Source organism: Streptomyces sp. NPDC059874, assembly GCF_042731135.1.
In the GTDB taxonomy this organism is placed as follows: domain Bacteria; phylum Actinomycetota; class Actinomycetes; order Streptomycetales; family Streptomycetaceae; genus Streptomyces.
In genome coordinates, this window is sequence record NZ_JBHWJY010000120.1 from 1 (window position 1) to 20,694 (window position 20,694).

General features: G+C 73.0%; 16 protein-coding genes and 1 pseudogene. 11 read left to right on the forward strand and 6 right to left on the reverse strand.

All coding sequences use genetic code 11. The annotated features are described in order from the left end of the window. Positions 1-141 precede the first annotated feature (141 nt). Positions 142-1,161: a DNA-3-methyladenine glycosylase family protein gene (locus ACFV9H_RS38550; protein WP_385408140.1), complete on the forward strand. Its 1,020-nt coding sequence runs from the start codon at positions 142-144 to the stop codon at positions 1,159-1,161. A gap of 10 nt (positions 1,162-1,171) precedes the next feature. On the opposite strand, the gene ACFV9H_RS38555 is transcribed toward ACFV9H_RS38550, so the two are convergent. From ACFV9H_RS38555 to ACFV9H_RS38565, 3 genes are read right to left on the reverse strand one after another with little or no spacing between them, the layout of a single operon-like run. Continuing rightward, the gene (locus ACFV9H_RS38555) at positions 1,172-2,509 is read right to left on the reverse strand and encodes a coenzyme F420-0:L-glutamate ligase (RefSeq protein WP_385408143.1); all 1,338 of its coding nucleotides are present in this window, start codon (positions 2,507-2,509) and stop codon (positions 1,172-1,174) included. Then, on the reverse strand, positions 2,506-3,465 hold the full coding sequence (cofD, locus tag ACFV9H_RS38560; RefSeq protein WP_385408146.1) for a 2-phospho-L-lactate transferase: 960 nt from the start codon (positions 3,463-3,465) through the stop codon (positions 2,506-2,508). Before cofD ends, ACFV9H_RS38555 begins: the two co-directional genes overlap by 4 nt. A 28-nt stretch (positions 3,466-3,493) precedes the next feature. Beyond that, positions 3,494-4,015, reverse strand: coding sequence for a cysteine dioxygenase (locus ACFV9H_RS38565; RefSeq protein ID WP_385408148.1), 522 nt, complete (start codon positions 4,013-4,015; stop codon positions 3,494-3,496). Positions 4,016-4,655: 640 nt separating this feature from the next. Here ACFV9H_RS38565 and ACFV9H_RS38570 point away from each other — a divergent pair. The 3 genes from ACFV9H_RS38570 to ACFV9H_RS38580 all read left to right on the forward strand — a co-directional run bounded on the left by ACFV9H_RS38570 (position 4,656) and on the right by ACFV9H_RS38580 (position 10,381). Continuing rightward, positions 4,656-4,919, forward strand: coding sequence for a WhiB family transcriptional regulator (locus tag ACFV9H_RS38570; RefSeq protein ID WP_003983763.1), 264 nt, complete (start codon positions 4,656-4,658; stop codon positions 4,917-4,919). A gap of 318 nt (positions 4,920-5,237) precedes the next feature. Continuing rightward, positions 5,238-8,897 carry a glycosyltransferase family 2 protein gene (locus ACFV9H_RS38575; protein ID WP_385408149.1) on the forward strand — a complete coding sequence of 1,220 codons (3,660 nt, stop codon included), beginning with the start codon at positions 5,238-5,240 and terminating at the stop codon, positions 8,895-8,897. After that, positions 8,894-10,381: a DUF5719 family protein gene (locus tag ACFV9H_RS38580; RefSeq protein ID WP_385408152.1), complete on the forward strand. Its 1,488-nt coding sequence runs from the start codon at positions 8,894-8,896 to the stop codon at positions 10,379-10,381. The genes ACFV9H_RS38575 and ACFV9H_RS38580 overlap by 4 nt, the downstream gene beginning before the upstream one ends. 98 nt (positions 10,382-10,479) lie before the next feature. Here ACFV9H_RS38580 and ACFV9H_RS38585 read toward each other — a convergent pair whose 3' ends face one another. Continuing rightward, positions 10,480-10,959: a metallopeptidase family protein gene (locus ACFV9H_RS38585; RefSeq protein ID WP_385408154.1), complete on the reverse strand. Its 480-nt coding sequence runs from the start codon at positions 10,957-10,959 to the stop codon at positions 10,480-10,482. A gap of 90 nt (positions 10,960-11,049) precedes the next feature. On the opposite strand from ACFV9H_RS38585, the gene ACFV9H_RS38590 reads away from it, so the two are divergent. The 6 genes from ACFV9H_RS38590 to ACFV9H_RS38615 all read left to right on the forward strand — a co-directional run bounded on the left by ACFV9H_RS38590 (position 11,050) and on the right by ACFV9H_RS38615 (position 16,729). Then, entirely contained in the window at positions 11,050-11,430 is a 381-nt protein-coding gene (locus ACFV9H_RS38590; protein ID WP_385408156.1) for a DUF3499 domain-containing protein, read from the forward strand. A gap of 78 nt (positions 11,431-11,508) precedes the next feature. Continuing rightward, entirely contained in the window at positions 11,509-12,879 is a 1,371-nt protein-coding gene (locus ACFV9H_RS38595; protein ID WP_385408158.1) for a phosphomannomutase/phosphoglucomutase, read from the forward strand. Positions 12,880-13,148: 269 nt separating this feature from the next. Further along, on the forward strand, positions 13,149-13,334 hold the full coding sequence (locus ACFV9H_RS38600) for a Trm112 family protein (RefSeq protein ID WP_385408161.1): 186 nt from the start codon (positions 13,149-13,151) through the stop codon (positions 13,332-13,334). A 62-nt stretch (positions 13,335-13,396) separates the two neighbouring features. Then, positions 13,397-14,530: an SIS domain-containing protein gene (locus ACFV9H_RS38605; protein WP_385408164.1), complete on the forward strand. Its 1,134-nt coding sequence runs from the start codon at positions 13,397-13,399 to the stop codon at positions 14,528-14,530. 37 nt (positions 14,531-14,567) lie between these two features. Continuing rightward, complete coding sequence (manA, locus tag ACFV9H_RS38610; RefSeq protein WP_385408167.1) at positions 14,568-15,725, forward strand: mannose-6-phosphate isomerase, class I; 1,158 nt, start codon at positions 14,568-14,570, stop codon at positions 15,723-15,725. A 71-nt stretch (positions 15,726-15,796) separates the two neighbouring features. Further along, a complete protein-coding gene (locus tag ACFV9H_RS38615; RefSeq protein WP_385408169.1) occupies positions 15,797-16,729 on the forward strand; it encodes a cation diffusion facilitator family transporter in 933 nt (310 codons plus the stop codon). Between the two features lie 228 nt (positions 16,730-16,957). Here ACFV9H_RS38615 and lepB read toward each other — a convergent pair. Continuing rightward, positions 16,958-17,446: pseudogene (lepB, locus tag ACFV9H_RS38620) on the reverse strand (signal peptidase I); the annotation flags it as partial. Between the two features lie 73 nt (positions 17,447-17,519). Next, positions 17,520-19,586 carry a fructose-specific PTS transporter subunit EIIC gene (locus tag ACFV9H_RS38625; RefSeq protein WP_385408171.1) on the reverse strand — a complete coding sequence of 689 codons (2,067 nt, stop codon included), beginning with the start codon at positions 19,584-19,586 and terminating at the stop codon, positions 17,520-17,522. 356 nt (positions 19,587-19,942) lie between these two features. Between ACFV9H_RS38625 and ACFV9H_RS38630 the strand changes: the two genes are divergently transcribed. Continuing rightward, positions 19,943-20,694, forward strand: a 752-nt coding sequence (locus tag ACFV9H_RS38630; protein ID WP_385408173.1) for an adenosylhomocysteinase, incomplete at its 3' end; no start/stop codon positions are given.

Sequence of the window (20,694 nt, forward strand, 5' to 3'; positions counted from 1 at the left end):
GGGGCTGGAACATCCAGCCTCGCCGGCGTTTGAGGCGCGGGGTCTGGGGCGGAGCCCTGGGGGCACCTCCCAGCGGTAGCTGGGGGAGGAACGGTGGAAGGGCGGGGTGGGGAACGGCCCCGCAGGGCTACGCTCAGAGGCATGGCCGGCCGCTTCGACCCCCTCACCCGCACTGCCGTACGCGGCGGCCGCACCCACGTGCCCGCAGGGCAAGGACAGGCAGCGGCCCCCGGGGAAGGGGCCGGGGCCAAGGCCCGCGTATGGATCCCCGAGGGCCCCGTGGACCTCGGCCTCACCCTCGGCCCCCTCAGACGCGGCCCCGCCGACCCCACCTTCCGCACCACCCCCGACGGCTCCGTCTGGAAGGGCAGCCAGACCCCCCAGGGCCCCGTCACCCTCAGGGTCGCGCTGACGGGGACGGAGATCCACGCCCAGGCCTGGGGCCCCGGCGCCGACTGGATGCTCGAACAGCTGCCGGCCCTGCTCGGCGCGGGCGACGACCCCGCGGCCTTCGTCCCCCGCCACCGCCTCCTTCACGCCAGCCACCGCCGCCGCCCCGGCCTGCGCCTGACCCGCACGGGCATGGTCATGGAGTCCCTGATCCCGGTGGTCCTGGAACAGAAGGTCACCACCGACGAGGCCTACCGGGCCTGGCGCCGCCTCGTCCGGCAGTACGGCGAGCCGGCCCCCGGCCCGGAGCCGGTGCGGGCCGTCGACCTGTACGTCATGCCCACCCCCCACACCTGGGCCCGCATCCCCTCCTGGGACTGGCACAAGGCCGGGGTCGACGCCAAGCGCTCCTCGACGATCCTGCGCGCCGTCCGCGTCGCGGCCCGCCTGGAGGAGGCCGCCGCCATGGAGCTCCCGCAGGCCACCGCCCGGCTGGAGGCCGTCCCCGGCATCGGCCCCTGGACCTCCGCCGAGACCCTCCAGCGCAGCAACGGCGACCCCGACGCCGTCACCACCGGGGACCTCCACCTCCCCGGCATCGTCGGCTACGCCCTCGCGGGCGACCGCGACGCCGACGACGCCGTCATGCTGGAGCTCCTCGCCCCCTACGCCGGCCAGCGCCACCGAGCCGCCCGCCTGATCCTCCTCGCGGGCCACACCCCGCCCCGCCGCACGCCCCGCATGCCGCGCGGCGACATCGGCCGGCTCTGAGCGAGGGAACTCAGCGGACCTCGATGAAGTCCTCCGGGTCCCGCCCCGCCCGCTCCACCGGAGCCGACGCCGCGTGCCCCACGGCCACCGCCCCCATCGGATCCCAGTCGTCCGGCAGCCCCAGCACCTTGCGCACCACGTCCCGGCAGAACATCGTCGAGGACACCCACGCCGAGCCCAGCCGCTCCCCGGCCAGCGCGACCAGCAGGTTCTGCACGCCCGCGCCCATCGCGACGACGAACATCTCCCGCTCGGCGGCGTCCCGCCGGGCGTGCCCGTAGTCGTGCGCGCCGTCCGTCACCAGGCACGGCACCACCAGGTACGGCGCCCGCCGCAGCACGTCGCCGCGCCGGACCCGCTTGGCGATCGATTCCTCGGACTTGCCGTCGCGGCGCAGGTCCGCGATCCACGCGTCGCGCATCGCGTCGAGCAGCTCCAGCCGGGACGCCGCGGACTCCAGCAGTACGAACCGCCAGGGCGTCGTGTGGTGCGGAGCCGGGGCGGTCACCGCCGCCGCCACCGCGCGCCGTACCGCGCCCGGGTCCACCGGCTCGTCGGTGAAGGCCCGTACCGTACGGCGCTGCGTGACGGCTTCCCGTACCGCCTCCGAGGTGCCCAGCCGGAACATGTCGTCGGCCGGGGCGCGCACCAGGTCCCGCGCCGAGGAACCCTCGCCCAAGACGTGGCCCAGCCCGCGCACGACGGCCACCGGAAGGCCGGCCGCCTTGCCCTTGACCAGGTCGCCGGCGGCGGCCAGTTCGTCCGCCGTCGCGACCACCGTCGCGCTCAGCGGATTGCCGTGGCCGTCCGTGCCGCCGCGCAGGTCGTCCAGGACCCGTACCCCGGCCGCGCCGATCGCGACGTCCGTGAGCCCGGTGCGCCACGGCCGCCCGAAGGTGTCCGTGACGACCACGCCCACCTCCACGCCGAGGATGTCGCGCACCCCCGCGCGGATCGCGGCGGCGGAGCCGTCCGGGTCCTCGGGCAGCAGCAGCACCGTCCCGGGGGCCGTGTTGGAGGCGTCGACCCCGGCGGCGGCCATCACCAGGCCCTGCCGGTTCTCGACGATCCGCAGCGGGCCCCGGCGCGCGACGACCCGTACGGTCTCCGCGTCTATCGCGTCCTCGCGCGAATCGGCCCGTACGATCCGGCCCTCGGCCTTGGAGACGATCTTCGAGGTGACCAGCAGGACGTCGCCGTCCCGCAGGTCGGGTGCGGCCGTCGTGATGAGCTCCGCCAGGTCGTCGCCGGGCCCGACCTCCGGTATCCCGTCGACGGCCCGGACCTCGTACGAGGGGCCGTGCGCGCCGGAGGACTGCGCGGGGTCGGCCGCGCCCGGGACCGTCACCGTGCGGCCTCGGCCAGTTCCAGCGCGGCGCGGGCCATCTCCGCGGTCGCCGCGAGGTCGGTCATCATCAGCGGCACCGCGCGGCAGGTGATCCCGGCGGCCTCCACCTCGGCGACCGCGTCCGCGTCGGCGGTGTCCACGAGCCAGCCGTCGAGCAGCCCGGTCCCGTAGTGCAGGGCGACCGCCGCGGCCGTGGACTCGACGCCCACCGCGGCCAGCACCTTGTCGGCCATCCCGCGCACGGGCGCGCCCCCGACGATGGGGGAGAGGCCCACGACGGGCGCCCCGGCCGCGGCCACGGCCTCCCGGATGCCGGGCACGGCGAGGATCGTCCCGACCGAGACCACCGGGTTCGACGGCGGGAAGAGGATCACGTCGGCGGCGGCGATGGCCTCCAGCACACCGGGCGCGGGCTTGGCCCGTTCGGCCCCGACGGGGACGACGGCCTCCGCGTCCACCGCGGCGCGCAGCCGGACCCAGTACTCCTGGAAGTGGATGACGCGGCGCTCTCCGGTACCGGCCTCGGTGATCGCGACATGGGTCTCGACCCGGTCGTCGGTCATGGGCAGCAGCCGCACCCCGGGCTGCCATCGGTCGCAGAGGGCCTCGGTGACGGCGCTCAGCGGGTAGCCGGCGCCGATCATCTGCGTACGGACGATGTGCGTGGCGAAGTCGCGGTCGCCGAGGCCGAACCAGGTGGGTCCCACCCCGTACGCCGCGAGTTCCTCCTTGACGGTGAAGGACTCGTCGGTGCGGCCCCAGCCCTGGTCCTCGTTGATGCCACCGCCGAGGGTGTACATGACGGTGTCCAGGTCGGGACACACCTTGAGCCCGAACAGGTGAATGTCGTCACCGGTGTTGCCGATGACCGTGATGTCCGCGTCGGGGACTGCCGACTTGAGTCCGCGGAGGAACCGGGCGCCGCCTATACCGCCGGCCAGAACAACAATGCGCATGCACCGAAGTCTGTCAGGCCGATCCAGGTCAGGCGCGTACGGACGCCGATTCGGCCGGGGCGGCGCTGTGCATCGGCATCTCGGTGAGGCCGGGGAAGTAGACGTGCAGGCTGACCGCGCCGTCGAGGGTGTCGTTGACGACCTCGTGGGCGAAGCCGGGGGCGAAGACGCGCTGCGCGCCGGGGCCGTGGGTGATCGGGCCGCGGGCGGTGTGTTCGGTGAGCTCGCCCTCCAGGACGGTCAGCACGCCGGAGGAGGCACCGTGGTCGTGCAGGCCGCTGCCCTGGCCGGGGACCCAGCTGAGCAGCCAGACCTCGTAGCCGGGGCCGGTGCGCAGCCGGTGGTACCAGCGGGTGGTGGCGTCGTACCGGACGAGGTGCTCCCAGGAGGCGCGGTCCTCGGCGATGGAGCGGGCGAGGCCGACGAACTCGGCGACGGTGGCCGGGTGCTCGCGGGCGGGCTGGAGGAGGTGCTGGACGGCGAGGATGTCGCCGGCGATCTGGAGGTCGCTCTCGACGGTGGCTGCCGGGGTGTTGACGGTGCTGTTCATCGTGGGGGAGTCCTCGACGGATGTCAGTGGTGCTGGCTGTGGGGGTGGCCGGAGCTCAGAGGAGCGGACGCTCCTGGGGCATCAACAGCTGCAACAGCAACAGCGAACCTGGGCAGCGCGCAGGAACCCACGAATGGGGGTCCGGGTGGCGGCTGCGGGCGCTGACATGCGAACAAGGAGAACGGGTCGAAGGCCTGACTGTCAACCCAATGTCCGGTTTGGGGGAAAAGTTTCACCTCATCCGGTTACCGTGTGCGGAGAAAGGTTTGTGCAGTCGCCGCCAGGGGATGTGGCGCTGTGCCAAGGCTCAAACCTGGCGGCGTCTAAACCAGGACGCGCGATCTCGTGACCGGACTGTGATCTGTGCCGCTTCTTTGGCCGGATCGCAACCACACCGCTGAGTGACACGTCGATTACGGGTGAAGACGGGCAACACGTGACGCCTGTGGCATGTGTCACGATTTTTGGCGATATGAACACTTTCTGCATAGGCTTGGTTCCGCAGAGTGAATAAGGCGCCCAATAGCAGATCTCGGCTTGACTGCGCTGGAGCCACGCACTTGTAATTTCACTCGTGTCGTTACGTAGCGATCAGTAACGGCATCACCACGGGGACGCACAGACAGAGCGAGGGGCGCACATGACCGAGCTGTTTCAGGAACTGCTGGTCGAGGAAGCGGACGAAGAGCTCGGATGGCAGGAGCGCGCGTTGTGCGCCCAGACCGACCCCGAGTCCTTCTTTCCCGAGAAGGGCGGCTCCACCCGCGAGGCCAAGAAGGTCTGCCTGGCCTGCGAAGTCCGCTCCGAATGCCTTGAGTACGCACTCGCCAACGACGAGCGGTTCGGCATCTGGGGCGGCCTTTCCGAGCGCGAGCGCCGCCGTCTGAAAAAGGCCGCCGTCTGAACCGCGGCCCGACCGAGGTCCCGAGCACCGACCGGACCGCCGGCTCCAGGGCCCGAAGGCGCCGCCCGACCGGCACCTTTCACGCATCACCTGACATATCGCACGGCATATCGACCGCACGGCCGACAAGGCACCCAGCACGGCGAACAGCACCGCACACGGTCCGCCTCCCGCACCTTCCCCGCAGGAGGCGGACCGTCGCATTGCCAGCCGTTAGGGTGGGGCGCTGTCCAGCAGCCTCCGAGGGCACACCACCCCCGGACCCTCCCACCGGACCGCGTTCCGGAGGGACCCCCAGGCCGGAGGGCCAGTAGCGCGATGTCCCTGCACAGCCAGTCGGCGGCCTCCCACCAGGCCCCCGCCACACCCGAGTTCCCCCGGCACGTCGTCACCGCGGTGCTCGTCGCCCACGACGGCGCCCGCTGGCTGCCCCGGACCCTCGCCGGCCTGCTCGGCCAGGAACGCCCCGCGCAGAACCACGTCGCCGCCGACACCGGCAGCGCCGACGAGTCCGCAGGGCTCCTCAACCAGGCCTTCGGCGACGACCGCGTCCTGCACCTCGCCCGCCGCACCGGATTCGGCGCCGCCGTCGACGAAGCCGTCCGCACCGCCGGCACGCTGACCCCCGAGGACCTCCCGTACCTCAAGCGCCCCAGCGGCTGGGACCCCGTCAGCCGCACCTGGCGCGACGACCACTACGACCTCCCCGAGCTCCCGCACGGCGAACCCGTCCAGTGGCTCTGGCTCCTCCACGACGACAGCGCCCCCGAACCGGACGCCCTCACCGAACTGCTGCGCGTCGCCGAGGAGAACCCCGACGCCGCCGTCATCGGCCCCAAGCTGCGCGGCTGGTACGACAAGAAGCAGCTCCTCGAAGCCGGCGTCACCATCGCCCGCAGCGGCCGCCGCTGGACCGGCCTCGACCGCCGCGAACAGGACCAGGGCCAGCACGACCAGGTCCGCCCCGTCCTCTCCGTCTCCACCGCGGGCATGCTCGTGCGCCGAGACGTCTACGAGGCCCTCGGCGGCTTCGACCGCCGCCTGCCCCTCATGCGCGACGACGTCGACCTGTGCTGGCGCGCCCAGAGCGCCGGCCACACCGTCCTCGTCGCCCCCGACGCCGTCATGCGCCACGCCGAGGCCGCCGCCCGCGAACGCCGCACCGTCGACTGCGCCGGCCGTACGAGCTCCAGCCCGCACCGCGTGGACAAGTCCGGCGCCGTCTACACGATGCTCGCCAACAGCTCCGGCCGAGCCCTGCCCTACGTCCTGCTCCGCGTGCTGCTCGGCACCGTCCTGCGCACCCTCGCCTACCTCGTCGGCAAGGCCCCCGGACAGGCCGTCGACGAGATCACCGGCCTCCTCGCCGTCCTGCTGCGCCCCGGCAGGATCCTCGCCGCCCGAAAGCGCCGCAGCCGCCCCGCGGTCCCCGCCGCCGAACTGCGCCCGCTCTTCCCGCCGCCCGGTGCCTCCCTGCGCGCCAACGCCGAACAGCTCGCGGGCTACTTCGGTGACGCCCGCGACACCGACTCCGCCCCCGCGGGCCGGCACGGCGGCGGCAGCATCCTGACCGCGCCCGGCGAGGACGGCGACTACCCGGTGGCCGAGGAGCGCTTCGCGCGCCTCAAGCGGATCGGCCGCAACCCCGCCCCCGCGCTCTTCGCCGTCCTCCTGCTCGTCTCCCTCGCCGCCTGCCGCGCCCTGATCGGCGGCGGCTCCCTCATGGGCGGCGCCCTGCTGCCCGCCCCCGACAGCGGCCCCGAGCTCTGGCGCGCCTACACCGCCGGCTGGCACCCCGTGGGCACCGGCTCCACCGACTCGGCGCCCCCCTACCTGGCCGTCCTCGGCGCCCTCGCCACCCTGCTGTTCGGATCCACCCAGGCCGCCCTGACCCTGCTGCTCGTCGCGTCCGTCCCGCTCGCCGGCCTCACCGCCTACTTCGCCTCCCGGCCGCTCGTCGAGTCCCGGCTGCTGCGCGCCTGGGCCGCCGTCGCCTACGCCTTCCTGCCCGCCGTCACCGGAGCCCTCGCCGGCGGCCGCCTCGGCACGGCCCTCCTCGCCGTCCTGCTGCCGCTCATCGCCCGCTCCGCCGTCTCCGCCTTCGCACTCGGCGGGGGCCCCGGCACGAGTGCGGACGACCCCGACCGCCGCCCCGGCCGGCGCGCGGTGTGGACGTACACCCTCCTGCTGACGCTCGCCACCGCCTTCACCCCCGCCGTCTGGCCGCTCGCCGCCCTCCTCGGGGTGGCCGCGCTCGCCCATCGCCGGGCGCAGTGGAAGACGTACGGACCGCGCCTGCTCGCCACCCTCGCCGTCCCGATCCTCGTCCTCGCGCCCTGGTCGCTGGGCCTGCTCACGCACCCGGGCCGGCTCCTCGACGAGGCCGGCCTGCCCTACGCGACCGGCTCCGCGGGCGGCCTCGACCTCCTCGCCATCAGCCCCGGCGGACCCGGAACCGGCGCCGGCCTGCTGCTCATCGGCATCGTCCTCGCCGCACTGGCCGCCCTGCTGCGCACCGACCGGCAGTTCGCCGTCCGCACCGCCTGGGCCACCGCCCTGGCCGCCCTGGCCCTCGCCGTCGTCCTCAACCACGGCTCCTGGGCCGGACCCGCCACCCTCGTCTACGGACTCGCCCTGCTCGCCGCCGCCGCGGTCGGCGCGGACGGCGCCAAGGAACGCGTCGCCGCCCGCAGCTTCGGCTGGCGCCAGCCACTGGCCGCGCTCATCGCGCTCGCGGCCGCCACGGGCCCGCTGTTCGCCGCGGCCGGCTGGATGATCGCCGGCGCCGACGGCCCGCTGGAGCGCCGCGACCCGGTGCAGGTCCCGGCCTTCGTCGCCGACGCCGGCGGGGACGACAACCAGACCCGCACCCTGATCCTCGACCTGGACGCGCCCGGCGGCGTCTCCTACAGCCTCGTGCGCGGGGCCGGCGGTCGCATCGGCGACGCCGAGATCACCAGCGCGAGCGGCGGCGACCCGCGCCTCGACAAGGTCGTCTCCAACCTCGTCGCGGGCTCCGGCGCCGACCAGTCCAGCCAGCTCAGCGCCTACGCCATCCGCTTCGTCATGTTCCGCCCCGGCGGCCCCGAAGAGATCCGCCGCGTCCTCGACGCCACCCCCGGCCTGAGCCGGCGCCACCAGCAGGACGGCACCGCCCTGTGGGGCGTCGAACCCTGGCTGCCGCGCGCCGTCATCGTCTCCGCCAAGCAGGGCGAGGCCCCGATCCCGGTCGCCGCGGGCCCCGTGGAGGTCCACGGCAAGATCCCCGCGGGCGAGGCGGGCCGCGTGCTGCGCATCGCCGACCGCGCCGACGCGGGCTGGCAGGCCACGCTCGACGGCAAGCCCCTCAAGCCCAAGACCGTCGACGGCTGGGCCCAGGGCTTCGAGCTCCCCGCCGCCGCCGGCCGCCTCGACCTCGTCCACGAGGGCTCGCTCGTCAAGGTCGCCTGGCACTGGGCGCAGGGCCTGCTCGCGCTGGTGCTGCTGGTGATGGCCCTCCCGGGCCGCCGGGCCCGGCTCGACGACGACCTCCCGGAGGAGGAGGCCCCCGCCGCCGAGCCCGGCGAGGGCCGCCGCGCCCGCCGCCTGCGCGCCGAGGCCGAGCCGGCCCCCGTACCGGTGGAGGCCGCGGCCGTCGCCGACCCGTACGCGGAGATCCCCGCGCAGCCGGTGTACGGCGAGGACTCGTACGCGTACCAGGCGTACGGCGACCAGAGCGGCTACGCGTACGAGCCGCAGCAGCCGCAGTCCCAGCCCCAGCAGCAGTACGAGCCGTACCCCGCGTACGACCAGCAGCCCCAGCAGGCCTACGAGGACCCGTACCAGCAGCAGTACCAGCAGCCGTACGAGCAGCAGCAGTACCAGCAGCCGTACGAGGAACAGCCGTACGAGCAGCCGTACGAGCCCTTCGACGCCTTCCGGCCGCACGACCCCCACGCACAGCACGACCCGCGTCCTGACGGGAGCCCCCAGCAGTGAAGCAGCGCGCCCCCCTGACGCTCGCGGCCGTGACCGCGGCGCTCGCCGCCCTCACCGGCATCGCCTCCCTCACCGCACCCGACACGGGCGGGAAGGCCGACGGCAAGGCGGCCGCCGCCTCCCGGATGCCGGTCGAGCGATCCCTGCTGGTGTGCCCGGCGCCCAGCTCCTCCGACATCGCCGACACCGTGTACACCGCCTTCACCCCGGCCGCCGCCAAGGCCTCCGGGGACGGCAAGGGCGCGGCCCGGCTGCTCGGCGCCACCAAGGACGCCAAGCCCGTACTGGAGCCCAAGGAGCCCGGCAAGCCCTTCGGGGCCACCGCCACCGGGGCGGAGGCCCCCGCGCTGACGGGCAGCGCCGAGGGCGTCCTCGCCCCCGGCTGGACGGCGCAGCTGACCACCAAGGTCTCGGTCGGCCGGGCCCGGGGCGTGCTGGGCACCGCCTGCACCGCGCCCGGCACCGACTTCTGGTTCCCCGCCGTCAGCACGGCCAAGGGCCGCGAGGACTTCGTCCACCTCACCAACCCGGACGACGCCGCGGCCATCGTCGACATCAAGCTCTTCGGCCCCGACGGGCTCGCCAAGTCCGACGCGGGCACCAGCGAGAGCATCCGGGTCGACCCCAAGTCCAGCAGGACCGTCTCCCTCGCCACCCTCGTCCCCGGCACCCAGCTCGCGGACGCCACCGCCCACGTGACCACCCGCGCCGGTCGCGTCGGCGCGTCCGTGCAGGTCGCCGAAGAGGGCGTCGGCTCGGACTGGCTGCCCGCCTCCGTCGACCCGGCGGGCTCCCTGGTGCTCCCGGGCATCCCGGCGGACGCCGCCTCCGTACGGCTCGTGGCCTTCGTACCGGGCGAGGAGGACGCGGACCTCAAGCTGCGCCTCGCCGCCCCGGGCGGTGCCATCACCCCCGCGGGCAACGAGCAGCTGCACGTCAAGGCGGGGATGACCGCGAGCGTGGACCTGGCGGACCTGACCCGCGGCGAGGCCGGCTCCCTGCTGCTGACCCCGGCGGACGCCAAGAAGGCGACCCCGGTGGTCGCCGCGGTACGGGTGGTCCGCGGCAGCGGCGCCAAGCAGGAACTGGGCTTCGTACCGGCCACCGGCCCGGTCGGGACACGGGCGACGGTGGCCGACAACCGGCCCGAGGAGAACGCGACCGTGCTGTCGCTGACGGCCCCGAGCGCCGACGCCAAGGTCAAGGTGACGGCCTCCCCGGGCACCCTCGGCGGCGAGCCCGCCTCTCAGGAGGTCACGATCAAGGCGGGCACCACGCAGGCGCTCACGCCGGCCCCGGCCGGCGGCAAGGGCGCCTACGCCCTGACCATCGAGACCCTCTCGGGCGGCCCCGTCCACGCGGCCCGCACCCTGTCGCTGCCGCACGAGGGCATTTCGATGTTCACCGTCCAGACCTTCTCGGACGACCACTCCACGGTCTCGGTCCCCAAGGCCGCCCAGAACCTCTCGGTCCTGACGAGGTAGTTCAGCCCCGCCGGCGTTTGAGGCGCGGGGTCCGGGGCGGAGCCCCGGCAGCGGCGCCGCACCCAGGGCGGCGACCCCGCCGGGAGGCCACCGTCGGGTCAGTCCTGCCCGTACCGCGGATCAACGGTCTCCGGCGACAGCCCCAACAGCTCCGCCACCTGCTCCACCACGATCTCGTGGACCAGCAGCGCCTTCTCGTCCCGCGTCTTCGTACGGATCTCCACCGGCCGCCGGAACACCACGATCCGCGCCGGCCGCCCGCCGCTCGGCTCCGACAGCGCGCCCAACGGCACCGCCTCGTCGTTCCAGCCGGCGTCCGGACCACCCGGCGGCCCCGGTACGTCACCCACCAGGAACTCCACCTCGGCCAGCTGCGGCCAGCGCCGCTCCAGCCGCTCCACGGAATCCCGTACGAGGTCCCCGAAGAGCTCCGACCGGCTCGCCGACAACGGCACCTGAGGAGGCGCCACCGGCCCGCGCATCCCGCGCCCGTGCCGGTCCCTCCGACGCACGCGCGGTTCGGCCGGGACCCCGGCGGGAGGCTCTGCGGGGAGGGGAGGCAGGGGGCTGTCCGTCACCCCCGCAGGGTAGCCCGCGGGACGACACGGGGGAGTGAGCGGCGGTGGAGTCGTCGCGGCCCGGTCAAGAGTGCGGTACCGTCCAACGTCGTGAGCCTTGTACGTCGCTGTTCGCGCACCGCGTGCGGCCGCCCTGCCGTCGCGACTCTGACGTACGTCTACGCCGATTCGACCGCAGTTCTCGGCCCGCTCGCCACCTATGCCGAACCCCACTGCTACGACCTGTGTGCCGAGCACTCGGAGCGCCTGACCGCGCCGCGCGGCTGGGAAGTCGTCCGCCTGTCCGACGGGTCCGCGCCGTCGCGCCCCAGCGGCGACGACCTCGAAGCCCTCGCGAACGCGGTACGCGAAGCCGCCCGCCCGCCCGGGCGCGCCGCCGAGGCGGGCTCCGGTCACGGCCAGAACGGTGGGCCGGCCACCGGCGAGACGCGTCGTGGACACCTGCGCGTCCTGAGATCGCCCGATTCCTGACGCTTCGGTCATCTGATGGGCGTCTGCTGGTTCAAGGTAGGTTGACCGGACCGCACAGGACCTTCAGGAGGGCAGGCAGTGGCCGCAGATTTTTCGAACATCGTCAAGGCGTACGACGTACGTGGCGTCGTACCGGACGAATGGGACGAGTCCCTCGCGGAACTGTTCGGTGCGGCGTTCGTCCAGGTCACGGCCGCCACGGCGATCGTGATCGGGCATGACATGCGCCCCTCTTCCCCGGGTCTGTCCGCCGCCTTCGCCCGCGGCGCGGCCGCCCGCGGCGTGGACGTCACCCTGATCGGGCTGTGCTCCACCGACCAGCTGTACTACGCCTCCGGTTCCCTGAACCTGCCCGGCGCCATGTTCACGGCCTCGCACAATCCGGCCAAGTACAACGGCATCAAGCTGTGCCGCGCGGGCGCCGCCCCGGTCGGCCAGGACACCGGCCTCTCGCAGATCCGCGAGCTGGTGGAGAAGTGGACCGACGAGGGCGTCCCGGCCATCGCCGAGGGCACCGTCCCGGGCACGATCACCGAGCAGGACACCCTCACCGGTTACGCCGACCACCTGCGCGGCCTGGTCGACCTGACGGCGATCCGCCCGCTCAAGGTCGTCGTCGACGCGGGCAACGGCATGGGCGGCCACACCGTCCCGACCGTCTTCGAGGGCCTCCCGCTGGACCTCGTCCCCATGTACTTCGAGCTGGACGGGACCTTCCCGAACCACGAGGCCAACCCCCTCGACCCGAAGAACATCGTCGACCTCCAGGCCCGCGTCCTCGCCGAGGGCGCCGACCTCGGCATCGCCTTCGACGGTGACGCCGACCGCTGCTTCATCGTCGACGAGCGCGGCGAGGGCGTCTCCCCGTCCGCGATCACCGCCCTGGTCGCGGCCCGCGAGCTGGCGCGCAACGGCGGCACCGGCACGGTGATCCACAACCTGATCACCTCCTGGTCCGTCCCCGAGGTCGTCCGCGAGAACGGCGGCACGCCCGTCCGCACGCGCGTCGGTCACTCCTTCATCAAGGAGGAGATGGCCAAGACCGGCGCCATCTTCGGCGGCGAGCACTCGGCGCACTACTACTTCAAGGACTTCTGGAACGCGGACACCGGCATGCTCGCCGCGCTCCACGTCCTCGCGGCCCTCGGCGGCCAGGACGGCGCTCTGTCCGCCCTGGTGGCCTCCTACGACCGCTACGAGGGCTCCGGAGAGATCAACTCCACCGTCGCCGACCAGGCCGGCCGCCTGGCCGCCGTCAAGGAGACCTACGCCGGGCGCGAGGGCGTCACCCTCGACGAGCTGGACGGCCTCACCGCGACGGACGACGACTGGTGGTTCAACGTCCGCGCCTCCAATACGGAACCCCTCCTCCGCCTGAACGTGGAGGCCCGCGACGCGGCCACCCTCGCCAAGGTCCGCGACGAGGTCCTGGCCCTCATCCGCGCCTGACGGTTCCGGCCCGCCCGCCTCGCGCTCCGCGCAACCGGGCGGGCCGTAATCAGCCCCGCCGGCGTTTGAGGCGCGGGTCCGGGCAGAGCCCGGTTCCCGGCGGAGCCGGGTTCCCCCCGGGGGACCAGCACCCCGCACCGCACCGCAAGGCCACCCGGCCCCGCGCCGCACGGCAAACCGCCCCGCGCCGCACGGCTACAGGCCGCACCGGAGGTGACTCGGCGGTACGCTGACCTCGCCCGACCCATATCCCCGAAGGGACGCACCACATGCCGCTCGAAGCCGGTCTTCTGGAGATCCTCGCCTGCCCCGCCTGCCACTCCCCCCTCCAGGACGAGTCGGCCGACGCAACGGCCCCCGAGCTGATCTGCACCGGCCAGGACTGCGGCCTCGCGTACCCCGTCCGTGACGGCATCCCGGTCCTGCTCGTCGACGAGGCCCGCCGCCCCGCCTGAAACGAGGCCGGCCCGACGGCCGGCGCCCGACCCCACCCGCGTCAACACCGCAGGAGGCCGCCATGCTCGACGAGTCGCTCCTCGACGCACCGGAGGATCTCGCCCGCGTAGACCGCCGGGGCCTGCTCCGCGGCGCGGCCGAGGCCGGGGCCAGAGTCCGCACCGCGGCCCGGCACGCGACCGAGGCCGGCCTCGGCGAGCTCCGCCCCGACGGCCGCCCCCGCACGGTCCTGATCGCCGGCCCCGGCACCGCCGCCACCGGCGTCGCCGACCTGCTGGGCGCCCTCGCCGGAGCCTCCGCGCCCGTCATCCGACTGGACCCCACCGGCGTCGCGCACGCCGCCGGCGCCCTGCGCTGGGCCCTGCCCGGCTGGGCCGGCCCCGTAGACCTGCTGCTCATCGCCACCACCGACGGCACCGAGCCCGGCCTGGGCGTCCTCGCCGAGCAGGCCTACCGGCGCGGCTGCAGCGTCGTCGCCGTCGCCCCCGAGCGCTCACCGCTGAGCGAGGCGGTGGACGGCGCGCACGGGCTCCTCGTACCAATGGCCAAGGCCCCGTACCAGGAGTACGACGAGTCCGCCGCGGCCGGCCCCGGCGCGCTGTGGGCCCTGCTGACCCCGCTGCTGGTGCTCCTCGACAGGGTCGGCATGATCTCCGCCGCCCCCGACACCCTCCAGCTCGTCGCCGACCGGCTCGACCGCACCGCCGAGCGCTGCGGGCCCGCCATCGCCACGTACTCCAACCCGGCCAAGACCCTCGCCGCCGAGCTGGCCGACTCCCTCCCGCTCATCTGGAGCGAGGGCGAAGGCGCCGGCCCCGCCGGCCGCCGCTTCGCCGCCACCCTCGCCGAGCTCGCCGGCCGCCCCGCACTGGCCGCCGCGCTCCCCGAGGCCCTCCCCGCCCACGGAGTCCTGCTCGCCGGCGCGTTCGCCGCCGGCGCCGATCCCGACGACTTCTTCCGTGACCGGGTCGAGGAGCCGCAGGCTCTTCGCGCCCGGATCGTCCTGCTGCGTGACCGGCCGGCCGGTGGCCTCTCCGCCGCCCCCGCCGCACGCGAGCTCGCACTCAGCCACGACACGGCCATCAGCGAGCTCGAACCGGAGGAGGGCGTCGAGCTGGAGCAGCTCGCCGAACTCCTCGCCGTCACGGATTTCGCCACCGCCTACCTGGCGTTGGCTTCCGGGGGACACAGCTGAGACACACGGGTGCCCGGCTCTATCCAGGAAGACGACGATGGACCGCCTGACGAACACGATCCGCCCCTACGCCTGGGGATCGACCACCGACATCCCCCGGCTCCTCGGTGTCGACCCCACCGGTGAACCACAGGCCGAGATGTGGATGGGAGCCCACCCGGGCGCCCCCTCCCGGCTCGACCGCGGAGCCGGCGAGCGGGCCCTCTCGGACGTCATCGCCGCCGATCCGGAAGCCGAACTGGGCGCCGCCACCGTCGCCAGGTTCGGCCCGCGCCTGCCCTTCCTCCTCAAGATCCTCGCGGCGGGCGCCCCCCTCTCCCTCCAGGTGCACCCCGACCTCGCCCAGGCCAAGGCCGGGTTCGAGGACGAGGAGCGCCGCGGGGTCCCGCTGGAGGCGGCCCACCGCAACTACAAGGACGCCAACCACAAGCCCGAAATGCTGTGCGCGCTCACCCCGTTCGACGGGCTGTGCGGCTTCCGCCCGCCGCTGGAGGCCGCCGAACTCCTCGACGGACTGGGCGTGGACAGCCTCAAGCCGTACGTCGACCTGCTGCACGCCCACCCCGAGGACGCGGCCCTGCGCGAGATGCTCACCGCCGTACTGACCGCGGACCGAGCCGAGATGGCCCACACCGTCGCCGAAGTCGAGGCCGCCGCCGACCGCCTCGGCGGCCGGTACGCACCGTACGCCTCCCTCGTGCACCACTACCCGGGCGATCCGGGCGTCGTCGCGGCCATGCTCCTCAACCATTTCCGACTCCAGCCCGGCGAGGCCGTGTTCCTCGGCGCGGGCGTCCCGCACGCCTACATCCAGGGCCTCGGCGTCGAGCTGCTCGCCAACTCCGACAACGTGCTGCGCGCCGGACTCACCCCCAAACACGTGGACGTACCCGAGCTGCTGAAGATCACGAACTTCGAGCCCGGCGACCCGAACGTGCTGCGCCCCGAAGGCAACGGCGAGGAGGTCTACGAGGCCCCCATCGACGAGTTCCGGCTCTCCCGCTTCCTCCTCGCCCCCGGAGGCGCCTCCCGCGTGCTCCCGGAAGGCGCCCCGCAGATCCTGCTCTGCACGGCGGGCTCGCCGCGAGCCGGTGAACTGACCCTGGCCCCGGGTGAGTCGGTCTTCGTACCGGCGGGCGAAAAGGCCGAACTGTCCGGAACCGGCACTGTCTTCCGTGCCACCGTGGTGGTCTGACACGGCGTCCGTACCGGCGGCTGCAAGAATGTGCGGCCGGTATCAATGGCTAGGAAGGACACCCTGCACCCATGAGCGCGTCGGGCGGTACCAAGGCGATCGTGGCGGCACTCGCCGCCAACCTCGCCATCGCTGTGGCCAAATTCGTGGCATTCCTCTTCAGCGGCTCCTCGTCGATGCTCGCGGAAAGCGTCCACTCGCTGGCCGACTCCGGGAACCAGGGGCTGCTGCTCGTCGGCGGCAAGAAGGCCCAGCGGGAGGCGACCCCCCAACACCCCTTCGGGTACGGGCGGGAGCGCTACATCTACGCGTTCCTCGTCTCCATCGTGCTGTTCTCGGTCGGTGGCATGTTCGCCATCTACGAGGGCTACGAGAAGATCAAGCACCCGCACGCCATCGAGGCCTGGTACTGGCCCGTCGGCGTGCTCGTCTTCGCGATCATCGCCGAGAGCTTCTCCTTCCGCACCGCCATCAAGGAGTCGAACGAGATCCGCGGCAAGCTGTCGTGGAGCGAGTTCATCAAGCGGGCCAAGGCCCCCGAACTGCCCGTGGTCCTGCTGGAGGACCTCGGCGCCCTCGTCGGCCTGGTCCTGGCCCTGGGAGGCGTCGGCATCGCCCTCCTCACCGGCAACGGCGTCTGGGACGGCATCGGCACCCTCTGCATCGGCGTCCTGCTCATCGTCATCGCGATCGTCCTCGCCGCGGAGACCAAGTCCCTGCTGCTCGGCGAGGCGGCCGGGACCGACGAGGTCGAGAAGATCAAGGCCGCGGTCGTCGACGGCGAGACCGTCACCGGCCTGATCCACATGCGCACCCTGCACCTCGGCCCGGAGGAACTGCTGGTCGCCGCCAAGATCGCGGTCCAGCACGACGACACCGCGACCGAGGTGGCCAACGCGATCAACGCCGCCGAGGCCCGCATCCGCGCGGCCGTCCCGATCGCCCGGGTCATCTACCTGGAGCCGGACATCTACCGGGCACCGGCCGCCACGCCGGGCAAGTAGCCCAGGGGCGAACGTACGGAAGGCCGCAGGCCAGACCGGCGGTTGGGCCGGCTCCGGGCGCCGTCGGCGCCGCACCACCAGGGCCACGATCCCCAGCACGCCCCCGGCCAGGAAGAGAACGGCCCCGAGGGCCTGGACGCCGCCCGCGACGATGAGCCGCGTCGGCCGCGCGACGGCCTCGCCGCGCACCGCCGACAGGGCGACGGTGCCCTGGTCCGCCTCGGGGTGCAGCGAGGAGTCCATCGAATTCATGCGGTGGTCGCCCATGAGGAACATCCGTCCTTCGGGCACCGTCACGTCGAACGGCACGCTGGACGGCATCGACCGGTCGAGGATGTACGGCTCGTCCAGCGGCTGCCCGTTGAGCCTGAGCGTCGTCTCACCGCGCCGGTACTCGATCCGGTCTCCGCCGAGCGCCACCACACGCTTCAGGATCAGCCCGTCCGGCACCCACTCCGGGACCGATACGAGCACCACGTCTCCGCGCGAGATCTCGAGATTCTCGTCGGCGGCGCCCATGGAGAACCAGGCGCTGTCCCCCGGCTCGTACGTCGGCCGCATGCTGCTGCCGGGGACGGTCTCCTTGTTGTAGGACACCTCGGTGTGCCGGGCCGACATCGCCCCGTAGAGCAATGTGCCGAGCACCAGCACCGCACCGGCCACCACCAGCACGATCGCTGCGATACCGCGTCTTCGTCCCCGCCTGCGCTCCATCATGCGCGCAGCGTACGGAACGCCGTCGGGCTCCTCGCCGCCCAGGGTGGCGAGGAGCCCGACAACTCCCGTTCGACTACCGGATCTCGCGCAGCACGTCCAGGATCGCCGGCTCGTCCGGAGCCGATCGGAGCCGCTCCCGGAAGGCGGTGTCCATCAGCTTGCGCGACAGCAGCGCGAGGATCCGCAGGTGCTCGTCACCGGCCGCGGCCTCCGGCACCGAGATCATGAACACCAGCCGGGCCTTCGTGCCGTCCAGCGCGCCCCACTCGATGCCCTGGTCCGAGCGGGCGAAGCCCACCGTGGGCCGGCTCACCGCGTCCGTCTTGGCGTGCGGGATCGCGATCGACTCGCCGAGGCCGGTCGTCCCCTGCGCCTCCCGCGCGAGGGCGACCCGTACGAGCTCCTCCACATCCCGGACGTTGTCGGTGCCAGCCAGCATCTCCGCCATCTCGCGGATCGCCGCCTCCTTGGAGTCCGAGGCCAGCACGGTCTTCACGGTCTGCTCGGTCAGGTACCCGGAGAGCACCTCCGGCTGCCCGGCCGGCGCGGCGGGCGCGGCGGCGGGCGCGGCCTGCGCCCGTACGGCCGTCCCCGCGCCGGCGACCACGCCCGTGCCCACACCGACCGGTACCGGCTCCGGCGCGAGCACCGCCGGGCCGCCGTCGGCCGCCACGCCCTCGCGGCGCTGCTTGAACTCGATGAGCGCGTTGGTCGTCAGCGCGGTCACGACCACACCGGCGGCGATGGCGACGAAGAACATGGCGACACCGCTGACGGCACCGAACAGCGAGACGATCGGACCGCCGTGCGGCACCGAGTCCTCGACCCCGGCCACACCGGCGATCGCACCGGCCACGGCGCCACCGAGCATGTTCGCGGGGATGACCTGCGCCGGCCGCGCCGCGGCGAACGGGATGGCTCCCTCCGAGATGCCGAAGAAGCCCATGAAGAGCGCGGCGATGCCCGTCTCCCGCTCCTGGTCGCTGTAGAGCTTGCGCCGCAGCAGCGTCGCCAGGCCCTGGCCGAGCGGCATGACGGGGATCGCGGCGGCGGCCATGCCCATCACCGCGTTGTTGGTGCCGATGAGGCCCACCGCGACGAGGAAGGCCGTCTTGTTGACCGGGCCGCCCATGTCGAAGGCGATCATCAGGCCGATCAGGGCGCCCAGCACGATCGCGCTGGAGCCGGTCATCCCGTTCAGCCAACTGGTCAGGTGCGTGAAGACCCAGGAAATGGGCCGGCCGATGACATAGATGTAGAACAGGCCCAGCGTGAGTGTCGACAGAATCGGGATCACGATGATCGGCATGATCGGCTGGACGAACCTGGGGACCTTGACCTTCTTGATCCAGACGACCAGGTAGCCCGCGAGGAAACCGGTCGCGATCGCCCCGAGGAAGCCGGCGTTCGCCTCGGCCCCGTAGATGTTCACGGCGTCCGCGGCGAGGAAACCGCCGATCATGCCCGGCACCAGCGCCGGCCGGTCACCCAGTGCGTAGGCGATGTAGCCGGAGAAGATCGGCAGCATCAGCTTGAAGCCGGTGACACCGAGCGTGTTGACGTAGAACCAGAAGGTCCCCTCGGGGATGACCAATCCGCCCTTGGAGTCGGCGTGCCCGCCGAGGGACAGCGAGACGGCCAGCAGCAGACCGCCCACCACCACGAACGGGATCATGTGCGAGACGCCGTTCATCAGCGCCTTGTACGCGGCACCGCGCTCCCGGCCACCGCCGCCGCCCCCGTCAGCAGCGCCGCCGGCCGCGGTCGTCCCGCTCTGCACCGGGGCGCTCCGCACGCGCTCGATCAGCTCCTCGGGGCGGTGGATGCCGTCCGCGACACCGGTGGACAGCACCCGCTTGCCGGCGAAGCGTTCGCGGTCGACCTCCTTGTCGGCGGCGATGATGATGCCGTCCGCCTCTCTGACATCGTTGTCAGAGAGCACGTTCTCGACCCCGATCGAACCCTGGGTCTCCACCTTCATGTCGATGCCGAGGCGGTCGGCGGCCTGCTGGAGCTTCTCCGCGGCCATGTACGTGTGCGCGATCCCCGTGGGGCACGCGGTGACGGCGAGCAGCTTCAGGCGCTTCCGCCCGCTCGACCTCGCGCTTCCGCCCGGGGGAGGGCCTGCCGGACTGGTCACTGGAATCTCCTTCACGCCGGGGGTCCTACGAGATCGCGCGTACGTATCCGATCCACCGGCATCCTGCCCCACGTAAGGGGTGCATCAAAAGTCCGAAAGGCCCCAAAGATGGCCACCGGAAGGCCCGAACCCCCGCGTCGACTTGCCCACCGGTCGACTGGGGCGCGCTCCGCCGATCGGTGTAGATTCGTCATCAGTGTCAGGCGTCGCTGCTGATGGCGGTCGGGCGGTCCAGAGGGCCGGCCGAGGGGAGAGAGGGCCCCCGACGGACTGTGCTCGGTGTGCCGCCATGTCTCCACACGGCCGGCGCACGGCTCAGCCGTACCCACCCTCTCGAACCATGAGGAGCAGCACCCATGGACTTCAAGGTCGCCGACCTTTCCCTCGCCGCCTTCGGCCGCAAGGAGATCACCCTGGCCGAGCACGAGATGCCCGGCCTGATGTCGATCCGGCGGGAGTACGCGGAGACGCAGCCGCTGGCCGGTGCCCGCATCACCGGCTCCCTGCACATGACCGTGCAGACGGCCGTGCTCATCGAGACCCTCGTCGCCCTCGGCGCCGACGTCCGCTGGGCCTCCTGCAACATCTTCTCCACCCAGGACCACGCCGCCGCCGCCATCGCGGTAGGCCCGAACGGCACCCCGGAGAACCCGCAGGGCGTCCCCGTCTTCGCCTGGAAGGGCGAGACGCTGGAGGAGTACTGGTGGTGCACGGAGCAGGCGCTGACCTGGCCGAACACCCCCACCGGCGGCCCGAACATGATCCTCGACGACGGTGGCGACGCCACCCTCCTCGTCCACAAGGGCGTCGAGTTCGAGAAGGCCGGCTCCGCCCCGGACCCGTCCACGGCGGACTCCGAGGAGTACGGCTACATCCTCCAGCTGCTCAACCGCACGCTCGCCGAGTCCCCCCAGAAGTGGACCCAGCTCGCGTCCGAGATCCGCGGCGTGACCGAGGAGACCACCACCGGTGTCCACCGTCTCTACGAGATGATGCAGTCCGGTGACCTGCTCTTCCCGGCGATCAACGTGAACGACGCCGTGACGAAGTCGAAGTTCGACAACAAGTACGGCTGCCGCCACTCCCTGATCGACGGCATCAACCGCGC

Excerpts from the sequence above, each read along its gene's own strand:
- ACFV9H_RS38550 (WP_385408140.1), top strand. The coding sequence starts at position 142 with ATGGCCGGCCGCTTCGACCCCCTCACCCGCACTGCCGTACGCGGCGGC.
- cofD (WP_385408146.1), bottom strand. The coding sequence starts at position 3,465 with ATGCGCATTGTTGTTCTGGCCGGCGGTATAGGCGGCGCCCGGTTCCTC.
- ACFV9H_RS38565 (WP_385408148.1), bottom strand. The coding sequence starts at position 4,015 with ATGAACAGCACCGTCAACACCCCGGCAGCCACCGTCGAGAGCGACCTC.
- ACFV9H_RS38570 (WP_003983763.1), top strand. The coding sequence starts at position 4,656 with ATGACCGAGCTGTTTCAGGAACTGCTGGTCGAGGAAGCGGACGAAGAG.
- ACFV9H_RS38575 (WP_385408149.1), top strand. The coding sequence starts at position 5,238 with ATGTCCCTGCACAGCCAGTCGGCGGCCTCCCACCAGGCCCCCGCCACA.
- ACFV9H_RS38600 (WP_385408161.1), top strand. The coding sequence starts at position 13,149 with ATGCCGCTCGAAGCCGGTCTTCTGGAGATCCTCGCCTGCCCCGCCTGC.
- ACFV9H_RS38605 (WP_385408164.1), top strand. The coding sequence starts at position 13,397 with ATGCTCGACGAGTCGCTCCTCGACGCACCGGAGGATCTCGCCCGCGTA.
- manA (WP_385408167.1), top strand. The coding sequence starts at position 14,568 with ATGGACCGCCTGACGAACACGATCCGCCCCTACGCCTGGGGATCGACC.
- ACFV9H_RS38615 (WP_385408169.1), top strand. The coding sequence starts at position 15,797 with ATGAGCGCGTCGGGCGGTACCAAGGCGATCGTGGCGGCACTCGCCGCC.